8 protein-coding genes and 1 pseudogene are annotated in these 12,645 nt (G+C 69.0%); 2 read left to right on the top strand and 7 right to left on the bottom strand.

Annotation, left to right across the window (positions count from 1 at the left end; genetic code table 11):
* Position 1: 1 nt before the first annotated feature.
* The 3 genes from LA521A_RS01635 to LA521A_RS01625 form a co-directional block, all read right to left on the bottom strand.
* Positions 2–2,035, bottom strand: coding sequence for a type VI secretion system Vgr family protein (locus tag LA521A_RS01635; protein ID WP_281780654.1), 2,034 nt, complete (start codon positions 2,033–2,035; stop codon positions 2–4).
* Between the two features lie 184 nt (positions 2,036–2,219).
* Positions 2,220–4,220, bottom strand: a complete 2,001-nt coding sequence (locus LA521A_RS01630) for a protein-L-isoaspartate(D-aspartate) O-methyltransferase (RefSeq protein ID WP_281780653.1) — start codon at positions 4,218–4,220, stop codon at positions 2,220–2,222.
* A 253-nt stretch (positions 4,221–4,473) separates the two neighbouring features.
* Positions 4,474–5,250: an SDR family oxidoreductase gene (locus tag LA521A_RS01625; protein WP_281780652.1), complete on the bottom strand. Its 777-nt coding sequence runs from the start codon at positions 5,248–5,250 to the stop codon at positions 4,474–4,476.
* Between the two features lie 93 nt (positions 5,251–5,343).
* On the opposite strand from LA521A_RS01625, the gene LA521A_RS01620 reads away from it, so the two are divergent.
* Positions 5,344–5,571, top strand: a complete 228-nt coding sequence (locus LA521A_RS01620; protein WP_281780651.1) for a hypothetical protein — start codon at positions 5,344–5,346, stop codon at positions 5,569–5,571.
* Between the two features lie 80 nt (positions 5,572–5,651).
* Here LA521A_RS01620 and sppA read toward each other — a convergent pair whose 3' ends face one another.
* On the bottom strand, positions 5,652–7,535 hold the full coding sequence (gene sppA / locus LA521A_RS01615; protein ID WP_281780650.1) for a signal peptide peptidase SppA: 1,884 nt from the start codon (positions 7,533–7,535) through the stop codon (positions 5,652–5,654).
* Positions 7,536–7,655: 120 nt separating this feature from the next.
* On the bottom strand, positions 7,656–9,032 hold the full coding sequence (locus tag LA521A_RS01610; RefSeq protein WP_281780649.1) for an MATE family efflux transporter: 1,377 nt from the start codon (positions 9,030–9,032) through the stop codon (positions 7,656–7,658).
* 137 nt (positions 9,033–9,169) lie between these two features.
* Between LA521A_RS01610 and LA521A_RS18975 the strand changes: the two are divergent.
* Positions 9,170–9,479 (top strand): annotated as a pseudogene (locus LA521A_RS18975) (DUF3667 domain-containing protein); the annotation flags it as partial.
* Positions 9,480–10,802: 1,323 nt separating this feature from the next.
* Here the strand turns inward: LA521A_RS18975 and LA521A_RS01600 are convergent.
* Both LA521A_RS01600 and LA521A_RS01595 read right to left on the bottom strand, forming a co-directional pair.
* Positions 10,803–11,438, bottom strand: a complete 636-nt coding sequence (locus LA521A_RS01600) for a DUF3106 domain-containing protein (RefSeq protein WP_281780647.1) — start codon at positions 11,436–11,438, stop codon at positions 10,803–10,805.
* Entirely contained in the window at positions 11,428–12,354 is a 927-nt protein-coding gene (locus LA521A_RS01595; RefSeq protein ID WP_281780646.1) for a sigma-70 region 4 domain-containing protein, read from the bottom strand. Before LA521A_RS01595 ends, LA521A_RS01600 begins: the two co-directional genes overlap by 11 nt.
* Positions 12,355–12,645 lie beyond the last annotated feature (291 nt).

The following is a 12,645-nucleotide window of genomic DNA, read 5'->3' as shown; positions in this document are numbered from 1 at the left end:
CTCATCTGGGCACAACCGCTGCGCCGTTCGCGGCGGCCAGCAGGAAACATGGGATGCAGATCTCGTCTGGCGGAAGCGGGCTCAGCAGGTTGGCTTCCAGCTCCAACGCATCGCCACGGCCTTCGTTCTCGACACGAACCGGGCCTTTCAAGTGGATGCTCAAGGCGCTCAGTGTGATGCCCAGCTCGTCGATAGTGATCGTGCCGCCCGGCCCGCGGATGGTTGCTAGGTCCTTCGCATGCAACTCGAGAACGCGCGTGCGCTGCGTGATCCGCTCACCTGCCTCCGTGTCGTGCCTGCCTTCCACCCTGTGCGAGTAATGCCCTCCCGTTTCGACGTTGCGGTCTGAGGCAGTCTTCTCGACGCGGACGTTGCCAACGCTCTCGATCAGATCCTTGCCGACCGTGACCTGCCGATTCCGCCCAACCTCGATCGCGTGATCGCGCCCCATCGTCTCGCGCCGATCCTGTCCGATGCTCAGCGTTTCATCGTTGCCGACGGCCTCGGTGCGGTCGTGCCCGATCTGGATCGTCTCATCGTTGCCGACGTCCTCGCTGCGGTCATGCCCGACGCGTGTCGTCTCGTCGTGCTCGACGACGATGTTCTGGTCCTTCTGCGCGTGGACGTAGATTTCCTCCGCGCCCGCCTGATCCTCGAAGCGTATCTCGTTCGAACCCTCGCCCTTGTGCGTCTGCGACTTCCACGTGCTGCGCGTCTTGTGCTGCGGCAACGCATACGGCGGGCGGTTGGCGGCGTGGTACGTGCGGCCGGTGACGATCGGCTGGTCCGGATCGCCCTCGAGGAAGCTGACGATCACCTCGTGGCCGATGCGCGGGATCGCCATCATTCCGTAGCTCGCGCCGGCCCAGCCCTGCGAGACGCGGATCCAGCAGGTGCTGTTCTCGCGCGGACCTTCGCGATCCCACGGGAACCAGACCATCACCCGACCGTGTTCGTCGACGTGGATTTCCTCATTTTCCGGACCGACGACGTGCGCGATCTGCGGGCCGTCCATGATCGGGCGCGGCAGCGGCGCCGGGCGCCACTCCATGTCCGCCGGCACGGCCTGCGCGGTGTAGGAATAGCGCGTGCCCTGGTCGGCCAGCGCGCCGTCCTCCTCCTGCGAAACGGCCTGCTCGCCGACATGGCGCATGGCGATGACGCGCCAGTCGCGGTTGAGGGGTTCGGAGGGGTGATCCGCCAGCAGGAACGCCAGACCCGGCCAGAGGCGGGCGTCGTCGCCTTCGAGCGTGGCGGTGATCGCCTCGCTGCGCAGGCCCGCCAGACGGGTGGCCGTGAACGGACGCCCGGCTTCACCGCGCTTGTAGCGGCCGGGTGCGTCGTAGTGCTCGTAGTCGCCTACGGTATCGCGCGCGTGGGCGGTCTGCTCGAGGTCGTACGGCGGATTCTTGAACGTGTAATCGCGCTGCACGGCGCGCGTGGGCGCAAGCTGTCGGCGCAGCGCGAAGTGCCACAGACGCGGCTCGCGGGCATCGCCGCCGGGATTGGGCTGGTACGCGACCGTCCCGATGTCGTCCGAACCCGCAAGCGCCGGGCCGCCGGCCAGGACATCGGTAAGCGTCAGCCGCGACTGCGCGCTCGCATCGAAGTAGTAGGCGAAACCCTCTTCCGCCGCGAGGCGGGCGAAGTAGGCCAGGTCGGTTTCGCGATGCTGGACGCAGTACTCGCGCGTCTCGTGCGACCGCGACGCCTTGACGCTCGCGGCCAGCCCGCGCTCCTTGAGGCGCGATCGCAGGATGTCGGGCGCGGACAGCTGCTGATGGATCCGGCTGCCGTGCCACAGGCCGAGCCGTGCCAATGCGGGTTCGACCACCGCGCGATAGCGCGTCCGCCTAAACCCCGTCTCGCCCTGCTCGAACATCGTGATGATGCCGTGCACCGTGCGAACCGGCTCGCCATCGCGTTCGATGGTGAACGCTGCCTCCGAATCGAGCAGCGCGTCCAACCCGATGTTGGCGTCAGGACTGCTGAGCTCGAGCTCCAGCCGGAATGGTTGCGAAAGTCCTTCGGTCAACTCGAACCGGACGACGTCGAATGCCGCCCCGTCACTCCCTGCAAACCGGAAACACAGATCCGACTGCGCTGCCATGCCTCGCTCCTTGAAACGTGAGCGGGCAAGTTCGTGCGTGACATGTCACACGTCCACGTGAATCTTTCTCCCCAACCGCTATCGTGCGCGCCCGTGGCGAAAGTGCCCGTTACACACCGAACGGATACGTCTCCGGCACCTGCTCGTCCGACGTCCCTGGCCCGGAGATCGCTTGCACGGCGCTCGTTTCGTCGAACCACACGTAGCCGTCGTACTGGCGCGCGAGGCTGGTGCGCGCGTAATGGCTCTGCAGTTCGGTGGCGGGACGGTAGATGACGCCGATGAAGCGTTGCAGCAGCGGTTCGGACATCGCGCGACGCAGCGTTTCGTCGTGGCCCTCGCGCAGGTCGAGGAGGAAACGGCGCACGCCGCTGTCATGGCACAGGCGCTCGACGCTTCCACTGCGCGACGGCCGAACGTCCATCACCTCCATCTCGTCGCCCCAATCGTGCGCGGCGGCGACGGTGCCCGTATGCGTGCCGAAGCCGATCAGCGCGGTTTCGCCCGAGTGCCGCTGCCGCACGAGCTGGCCGATGTTGTGCTCGCCGCGCGACTGGCCCATGTCGGTGTGGCGTGCGTCGCCGATGTGCGAGTTGTGCGCCCACACCACGGCGCGCGAGCGCGGGCCGTGCACGCGCAGCAGCTGGTCGAGCGTGTCGGCCATGTGCTCGTCGCGCAGGTTCCAGCTTTCCGCGCCGCCGTAGTACATCACGCGGTAATAGCGCTCCGCCGATGCGACCAGGCGCGCGTTCTGCGCGGCGTCGAGACGATCGGGCTGAAGTTCGTCGACATCGCCAAGGCGGTGATCGAGCAGCTCGCGGCATTGGCGGATCACCGCGTCCTCGCACAACGCGTGGCCCGCCCGCAGCGCGGCGCGGCCGTAGATTTCCGGCGAGCGCTGCCATGGCGTGAGGCAACCGTAGCGTTCGCGCGCGATCACGGCCGCTTCGGGGTCGGTGCGGTCGAGGTAGTCGAGCACCGCTTCGATCGACGCATTGAGGCTGTAGATGTCGAGGCCGTAGAAGCCGACCTGCTGTTCGTACTCGCGCCCCTCGTTGTATCGGCACATCCAGCCGGCGAGCGCGGCGACCTCGCGGTTGCGCCACATCCACGTGGGGAACCGCGCGAACACCGCGCCGTGCGGGCGTGCCGGCAGGCGTCGCACGTGGCGGTTCACGACGGACGCATCGGGCCAGTCCGCTTCGACGGCGACGATGGTGAAGCCGTGGCGTTCGACGAGGCGCCGCGTGATCGCTGCGCGCGCCGAGTAGAACTCCGACGTGCCGTGGCTGCATTCGCCCAACAACACGACGCGCGCATCGGCGTAGCGTTCGAATGCACCCGCGAACGCCTCGTCGTCGATATCCGGCAGCGGTATCGCATGCTCCGCGATCAGCGAGGCGGTGTCGTTGCCGCGCGCGGTCGCGGGCACGTGGCGACTCGCGGCGCGTCGTCCGTCCTCGGCCCAGCCCTGTTCACCGATCAGCGGCACGAACATCACGGCGCCGAGGTTCTCCTGTTCGAAGGAATCCTCACCGGTGCGACGGATCTTGAGCAGCTCCTGCACCGAGCCCTCGTCACCCACCGGAATGACGAGGCGACCACCGATCGCGAGCTGCGACTGCAAGGACTGCGGCGGCGCGGGCGCACCCGCGGCAACGAGGATCGCGTCGAATGGCGCCGCAGCCGGAAGACCGCGGCTACCGTCGCCGGTATGGACGTCGATGTTGTCGTATTCCAGCTGCGCGAACCGCGCCCGTGCCTGTTGGGCCAGCGATGCGTGGCGCTCGATGGTGTGCACCTTGCGCGCCAGACGCGACATCAGCGCGGCGGCGTAGCCCGATCCCGTACCGACTTCCAGCACGCGATCACCGGGCGCGATCTCCGCTGCCTCCAGCATCAGCGCGACGATGTACGGCTGCGAGATCGTCTGGCCTTCGCCGATCGGAAGCGGACTGTCTTCGTAGGCGAACTCCTCCATGCCGGGATCGACGAAGCGCTCGCGCGGCACCTGCGCCATCGCGGCAAGCACGCGTGCATCGTGCAGTCCCCGCGCCGAAAGGTGGTTGCGCACCATGCGCATGCGCGCGGCGTCGTATGCAGCAGCCATGAGTCGTGTCGTGCGTGAGCCACGTTCATTGATGCGGGGGCGCATGTTATGCGCGGGTCACGCGCGCGGCGCGCGGCCTTCACCTGTTTGTTCCAGCGCCGGCGCTACGCTACATCTGCCTGGAAAGGAGGTCCCACGAACGAAAGTTCATGATCCTCGACAGGCAAACGACAGGCGTCCTCGCCTGTCATCGGGCCGCCAGACGATTCAGCACCGTCCGGCGGCCTTTTTATTGGCCGGCGCCGGCGCGCATTCAGAAGCCGTAGCGCAGGAATCCGCCGTCCACCGCGATGCATTCGCCGGTGATGTAACCCGACGCCGGCAGGCAGAGGAACGCCACTGCGGCCGCGACTTCCTCCGGTTCGCCGATGCGTCCCAGCGGCGTGCGCAGCAGCACCTCGTCCAGGTAGTCGGGATCGGCGAGCTTGTCGGACGTGCGACGCGTGCGGATGTACCACGGCGCGACCGCGTTCACGCGCACGCCATCCTCGGCCCACTCCACCGCGAGATTGCGCGTCATCTGGTGCATCGCCGCCTTGCTCATGCCGTACGGCGCGCCGGTGCGCACGTGCGTCGTGCCCGACACGCTGCCGACGTTGACGATGCTCGACGACGCATGCTTCGTGAGCAGCGGATGCGCGTAGCGCGAGAGTTCGAACGCGGAGAACACGTTCACTTCGAACACCTGCCGCCATTCGTCCTCGGTGTAATCGGTGGCGGACTTGGTGAGGTTGCCGCCGGCGTTGTTCACCAGGACGTGCAGGCCTTCCCCGAAATCCTCGACCCAGTCGAGCAGTTCGCGCCGCTGTTCCTCGTCGGCGACGTCGGCGACGAACGCCTGCACTTCGCGCTCGGGGAAATCCTCCAGCAGCTCGGCGCGCGCCGCGTCCAGCGCGGCGACATCGCGGGCGGCGAGCAGGACGTCGGCACCGAAGCCGAGCAGTTCGCGCGCGATCGCACGGCCGATGCCTGCGCTGCCGCCGGTGACCAGCGCCAGCTGCCCGTCGAGTCGCCAACGCCTGGGGTCCATCGCCGTCTCCGTGATTGGGGGCACATACCGGGAACTTGCCGCGCGCGGCGGCCGGCGTAGCATAGCCGGCGGACCAGGCACGAGGATGCGGGGATGGTGCGGAAGCTGCTGATGGCGATGACGATGCTGGCGTTGGTCGCGGGCTGTTCCAAGCCGCAACCGCCCGAGAAGGAGCGGCCGGTGGAGCCGCAGGCCACCCAGTTGCGCGACGCGATCAACGCGCCGCTGGACAAGGCGAAGAACGTGCAGAAGGAACTGCTGGAAGCCAACGAGCGCGAGCGTGCGGCGATCGACGCGCAGGAAGGCGTCGACGGCACCTGACGCGACGATCGCGTCGCGCATGACGAAACGCCCGGCTCGTGGCCGGGCGTTTTCGTTTGCTCAGCGATGGCCTTGCGCGATCAGAAGCCGCAGAAGCAGTACGCGAGCGCCTTCACCGGCACGCCGCGCGTGGGCGTGATCGAGCTTTCGAGGAAACGCAGGTCCTTCGCGGTCTGCGGAGACGCCTTGGCGATCAGGCCACGCGCGAGGTCCGAATCGCGCATCAGCGCGCCGCCTGCGCGGCTCGCGACGAAACCGGTGAAGAAGCGCTCGAACGGCGTCGCGGCCTTCTCGATGTAGCGCACCTGGTAGTCGCCCTGCTGGCCGAGTTCGGCGCGCTTGGCGGCGAACACGATGGCCTGGTGCAGGCCGCCGAGCTCATCGACCAGACCGCGCTCCTTCGCCTGCGCACCGGTCCACACGCGGCCGCGCGCGATCGCGTCGACCTGCTCCACCGGCTTCTTGCGCGCCGTGGCGACGCGGCCGGTGAAATCGCGATAACCCTTCTCGATCACCGACTGGATCACCTGCCCGACCTCCGGCTGCAGCGGCCGCGTGATGTCGAACGCGCCGGCGAAGCGCGTGGTGCCCACGCCGTCGCTGCGCACGCCGATCTTCTCCAGCGCGCGCGGGATGGTCGGGATCAGGCCGAAGATGCCGATCGAACCGGTGATGGTCGACGCGTCGGCGTAGATGCGGTCGGCATCCATCGAGATCCAGTAACCGCCCGAGGCCGCCAGGTCGCCCATCGACACGGCCACCGGCTTGCCGGCCTTCTTCAGGCCGACGATCTCGCGGCGGATCTGTTCGGAAGCGAAGACTTCGCCACCGGGCGAATCCACGCGCAGCACGACGGCCTTCACGTTGTCGTCGTCGCGCGCCTCGCGCAGCAGCTCGGCGGTGGACACGCCGCCGACGGTGCCCGGCGGCTGCTCGCCGCCGCGGATCTCGCCTTCGGCCACGACCACGGCGACCTGCGGGCGCGGATCGACCGCGCTGATGCCGCTGTCGATCTGCGTGAGGTATTCCTCCAGCGACGCCTGGCGGTAACCGCCCGGCGCATCGTCGTCGGCGATGCCGCGCTGCTTGAGCAGGTCGTCGACTTCCTCGTGCGTCTTCAGGCCATCGACGAGTCTGGTTTCGACCGCGAATTTCGCCAGATCGCCGTTGGCGGCCTGGATGCCTTCGGGCATCTGGTCGATGCGCTGCGACAGTTGCGCGGCGTCGAGCTTGCGCGCCTTCGCCACGTCGGCGAGGTAGCGCTGCCACACGTCGTTCATCCAGTACAGGTCGGCTTCCTTCGCCTCGGGCGAGGCGGCATCGAGCACGTACGGTTCGGCGGCGGACTTGTATTCGCCGACCTTGAACAGGTGCACGTCGACGCCGAGCTTGTCCTGCAGGCCTTCGCGGTAATACGTGCGATAGCGGCCGAGGCCTTCCAGCAGCATGCCGCCCATCGGGTCGAGGTAGACCTCGCTGGCCTGCGCGGCGAGCAGGTACTGCTTCTGGTCCATCATCTCGGAGAAGGCGACGACCTGCTTGCCGCTGGCCTTCACGCGCGCGATGGCTTCGGCCGTTTCGCGCAGCGACGCCATGCCGGCCGCCTGCAGCTTGTCGAGGTTGAGCACGACGCGTTCGACGCGCTTGTCCTTCGCGGCCGCATCGAGCGCGCGCACGAGATCGCGCAGCTGCACTTCGCCGCCCTTCTCGCCGAGCGCGCGTTCCAGCGCGCGGGTCAGCGGATCGCTGCTGAACTGTTCGACGAGGTTGCCCTCGGGGGCGATCACCAGCGTCGTGCGATCGAGCAGCGGTTTGTTGCGCGGCCCGGCCATCAGGATCATCAGGAACACGAACAGCAGCAGCAGGAACAGCAGGTTCAGGATCAGACGGCGGGTGAAGTTCATCGCATCCCACACGCCGATGAAGAACCGGGCGATAGGACCGCGACGCGGAATGTCGTTCATACGTTCTCCTGGATCACGCAGCCAGCGTAAACGCGCCCGGGCGTGGAATCACCCGCCATTCGTAACACGGACCGTATGGCGGGTCCGTGATCCGGCGGGCATGGAAAGTCGCCGGGCGACCTACGGTCCCCGCATCACGAGCCGGTCGGGATGGCTCGAGCGGACGAACCGCACGCACAGCAGCACGGAGGCGACGGTGAGGCCGGCGATCAGGCCGATCCACATGCCGCGCGGCCCCCAGCCCAGGCCCAGGCCGAGCCCGGCGCCCAGCGGCATGCCGATGCCCCAGTAGGCGACGGCGGCCAGCAGCATCGGCACGCGGGTGTCCTTCAGGCCGCGCAGCGCGCCGGCCGACAGCACCTGCACGCCGTCGGGGAACTGGAACGCCGCCGCGTACAGCAACAGCGACGCCGCGAGCGTGGCGACCGCCGCATCGCGCGTGTAGAAGCCCACCAGCAGGTCGTTGCAGGTCAAAAGGACGATGCCCGAGAACAGCTGCGTCGCCAGCACGATCGCGTAACCGGCCTTCGCGGCGCGGCGCACGCCGTCGAAATCGGCGCGACCCAGCGCGTGGCCAACGCGGACGGTGGTCGCCTCGGCCAGGCCCATCGGCACCATGAAGCACAGCGCGGACAGGTTGATCGCGATCTGGTGCGCCGCCGCCGGCACCTGGCCCAGGCGGCCCATCAGCAGCGCGGTGGCGATGAAGAGCCCGCCTTCCATCAGCACGGTCACGCCGATCGGCAGACCGGTGGCGAGCAGGCCACGGATCGTCGGCCAGTGCGGCAGGTCGAAGCGCTCGAACAGCTTGAGGTCGGCAAAGCGACGCGACCGCTTGAGCACGATGAAGAAACCGATCGCCTGCGCCCACAGCATGATCGCCGACGCGATCCCGAGCCCGCCGGCGCCCATTTCGGGGAAGCCGAACTTGCCGAAGGTCAGCGTGTAACCCATCGGCAGCAGGATCAGCAGGCCGCCTGCGCTGAGCAGCAGTGTGGGCAGCGTCCAGTGCAGGCCTTCGCTGAGGTAGCGCATGCAGAAGAACAGCGTCAGCGCGATCACGCCCCAGCGGATGCCGTGCAGGAACTGCGTCGCGCCGGGGATGATCTCCGGCGCGATGCCCATCGGCCCAAGCGCGTGCGGGATGAAGGTGAGGAAGGCGAACAGCACCAGCCCCAGCCCCAGCGCCAGCCACAGCGCCTGCCGGAACAGGCTGCCGATGTCCTCGCGGCGCCCGGCGCCGTCGAGCTGCGACACCGACGGCGGCACCGACAGCAGCGTGCCGATCGGCACCATCATCGGCAGCCACCACAGCGCGGTGCCGATGGTGACCGAGGCAAGCGTGGTCGTGCCGTGGTGGCCGGCCAGCACGTTGTCGACGAAGCCGATCAGCCCCGTGGACACGTGCCCGCCCACGAGCGGCGCGGCGAGGATGGCGGTGGTGCGGATTTCGCCGGACAGGCCCTTGCGGCCGGGCGAAACGGAGGGAAGCGACATCGGAAGGACCAGACGCACGACTGCGGCCGCGCGACCGCATCCAATGTCGGGCGCTGGCGCCGGGTCGCGGCGGCCCGCTATCTTAACCGCTTGGCATGAACCGCCTGTTGTCGTGCGCCGGGGAGAGCGTTGACCACATGAGTTCCAGCAGCGCGGCGTCGCACGACGCCCATCCGACCCATTGCGAGAACTGCGGCGCCGCGCTGCAGGGCCACTACTGCCACGACTGCGGGCAGTCGGTGGTGAACCCGGTGCGCCACGCCGGGCATGCGATGGAAGAAGTGTTCGAGGCGTTCTGGCACCTGGACGGCCGCATCTTCCGCACGCTGCGCGACCTGCTCGCACCCGGCCGCGTCGCCATCAACTACCTGTCCGGCCAGCGCGCGAAATACGTCGCGCCGCTGCGCCTGTTCGTCGTGCTCAGCGTGCTGACGTTCTTCGTCGCGCAGCTGGTGATCCACGTCGAAACGCAGGACACCTCGGTGGAGCTGCTCAACGAGGGCGTGGAGCGCAACACCAATCGCACGCAGAACGTGAACCGCGAGAACAAGCGGTTCGCCACGGCGACGAGCATCGAGCAGATCGAGCGCATCCGCGCGACCGAACTGGCCGAACTGGCCGAAGGCCGCGATGCGGTGTCGACCATGCTTCCGCACGTGCGCCGGCCGTTCGAGATCGCGATGGAAGACGTGAACGCCGCCGCCGAGCGACGCACGCAGCAGCTGATCCGCGAACAGGACCTCACCGCGAAGGAAGTCGAGAAGGAAAAGGCCGCGGCGCTGAAGGAAATCCAGGCCGAGCGCAGCGAGCCGCTGTCCACGCCCGAGATGGACAAGGCCAAGACGCTGGCCCAGCTCGAAGTGCTGCGCAACGAACGCGTCGCGAAGCAGCAGGCCGAACTGGCCGCCATTCCCGCGGCGCGCACCGCCGATCGCCGCCGCCTCCAGGCCGAGATCCGCGAAACCAACGAGGCCGCCGGCTGTCGCGCCGCGCAGCTGGAGATCGCCGCGGCGCGTGTCAGCGAGGGCACGCGCAGCCGCAAGGCCGCCGCCGATGCGCGCATCTACGGCGAGACCAATTGCGACGGCCGCCTGACGTTGTTCGGCAGCGACGAGCCGTGGGACGAGGAACTCAATCCGCTCGTGTTCTCGTGGGCGCCGGAGTTCGTCAACAAGTGGGTCAACCGACAGATCGCGCACGGCAAGGACAACGTGGCGCGCGTGCAGCACGATCCCGGGCTGTTCGTGAAGGCGATGCTCGGCGCGGTGCCGTCGGCGCTGTTCCTGCTGGTGCCGGTGTTCGCGCTGCTGCTCAAGCTGGCGTACGTCGGCTCCAGGCGCCTGTACCTGGAACACCTCGTCGTCGCGCTCTACAGCCACGCCTACCTGTGCCTGGCGATCCTCGCCTTCTTCCTGCTGATGGCGCTGGACAACGCGATCACGCCGCATTGGGCCGGCTTCGGCTGGATCTCCGGCACGCTGGAGCTGCTGCTGTGGCTGTGGATGCCGGTCTACCTGTGGATCATGCAGAAGCGCGTGTACGGCAACGGCTGGCTGCTGACGTCGCTGCGGTACCTGGTCATCGGCAACCTGTACTTCGTGCTGCTCGGTTTCATGGTCGTGTTCATCACCATCGCGAGCATCGTGCGGATGTAGCGCCACGCGACGACCGGCGCGGTTGAGGCCGGGCCGCACCGGGTGCGCCGGGATTGCTGATCGGCGGGGTGCGCTGCTTACCGGGGCTACAAACGCCGGGCGACGTGTACCGCGCTCAATGCTGCAGGCGCCGCCAGAGCCAGTCGCCGCGTTCCTGCGCGCTGACCGACACCAGCTCGCGCCGCAGCGCCGCGCGCGCGTTGGGCGGCGTGCGTTGCGCGAGCACGCCCAGTTCGCGCCGCTGCTGCGACGTCATCGACCGCAACGTGCGCAGCAGCGCGGCGCGCTCGGCTTCGGGCACCTGCGCGAGCAGGGGCTGGAGCATCGCGTACTCCGCGCCGACCGCGGGACCGAGCAGCCAGCCGCGCCGCTCGCTTCGATCCATCGCGTTGAACTGCGCACGCCACGCGCCCTGGAGGTCGGGCGGCATCGCCGCGTACTGCGCCGCGGCCGCCTGCGCCTGCGCGCGCTCGGCCGGCGACAGCGCCTGCCAGGCGAGCCAGCGCTCGCGGCGCTCGTCGCGTTGCGCGCGCGGCAGCGCATCCCACCGCGCCGCCTGCTGGCGGAAGGCCTGCTGTTCGGCCGGCGACCAGGCGTCCCAGCGGCGGGCGTTCTCCCGCAGCTCGGCCTGCCGGGCGGGCGGCAGGTGCTGCACCACCTCCTTCAGCTCAGGCGGCGTCGAGCCCGCGACGGCGGCGACCAGCACCAGCGCCAGCAACGTCCAGCGTCCTCGCATCGGCTTACGGCGCATCTTCGGTCTCCGCCTGGGTTTCGGCGGCGATGCCCTGCGCGACCGGCGACGGCGCGACGTCTTCCTGCACCGGTACGTCCGGCGGCGGCGTGGGCGCGGTGACGCCCGCGGCCTGCTGCGCGGCCAGCCAGCTGTTGAACTCCATGTCCTGCGCGGCCGCCTCGCCGTGCGGGTCGGCGATCAGCGCGAAGTCGCGATGCATGACCATCGCGGCCTCCTCGCCGTAGGTCGCGGCGGGCGACGCGGCTTCGGGAAGGGGTTCGATCTCCACGCGACGGTTGCCGCCCACGCCGTCCACGCGCGAGCCCAGCGGCAGGAACGTGGCGGCGAGCGCCAGCACGCACAGCGCGAGCAGGCCCCACAGCAACGGCATCAGCCAGCGGGGGCGCGACGCCGGGGAGGCGTCGGGGCCGGCGCCCGATTCGGCCACGTCGCCGCCGCGCAGCACGGCCTCACGGGCCGAACTCAGGCGGACCAGGCGATCGGGCGGCAAGGTCTTGATGCGACGGTGGATCTGCTCGCGCAGCTGCTGCCAGGCGAGCGGGTCGGCGCGGCCATCGGCGTGGTGCGGCAGGGCGCGCTGGAGGGCGAGGCGGTAGCTCGCCAGGCTCACGCCGAGGACGTCGGCGGCCTCTTCTTCCGACAGCCCGGCCGCAACCCGCAGAAGCAGCGCGGCGCGCGGGCCGCTGCCGAGCTCGCCGAGCCGGTCGGTGGCTTCGATCGCGACGGCCACCGCGGTCCGGTGCGCGAGCCGCGGCTGGGCCAGCAGGAGCGCCCAGAAGCGTCGCGGCCAGTCGGCCATCGGCAGGCTGCCGGCTTCGGGACGGAACTGACGCATCGCGTCGGCCAGGGCGGCGTCGCCGGCATGGGCATCGCCGGCCTGGAGTTCGGCCAGGACGGCGCCGCGGCGTTCCACACCGCGCAGGAAAGCGGACAGCGCGGGGGGCCCTGAGGGGCGTGAAGAAGCGGGGGAAACGCTCATCGGGACTGCATCACCATGCGCCGCATCATAGCGACGCGAGCCTGTGAAATAGCGCTTGACAACGCTGAGCGAGGCGCTCCTCCAAGCGGGACGCGGCCTGCACCGGAAAAGCGGTTGTGCACAGCAGTAACGCGACCGTCATGCAGGACTTCCTGAACGCGCCCTTCAGCCGGGTGACAACCGTGTTTCACGGCCAAGTGCATGATCTAAAAAGGAATATCGGCT

It is taken from the genome of Lysobacter auxotrophicus, assembly GCF_027924565.1.
GTDB classification, from domain to species: Bacteria; Pseudomonadota; Gammaproteobacteria; order Xanthomonadales; family Xanthomonadaceae; genus Lysobacter_J; species Lysobacter_J auxotrophicus.
This window is presented reverse-complemented; position numbering and strand designations above follow the sequence as displayed.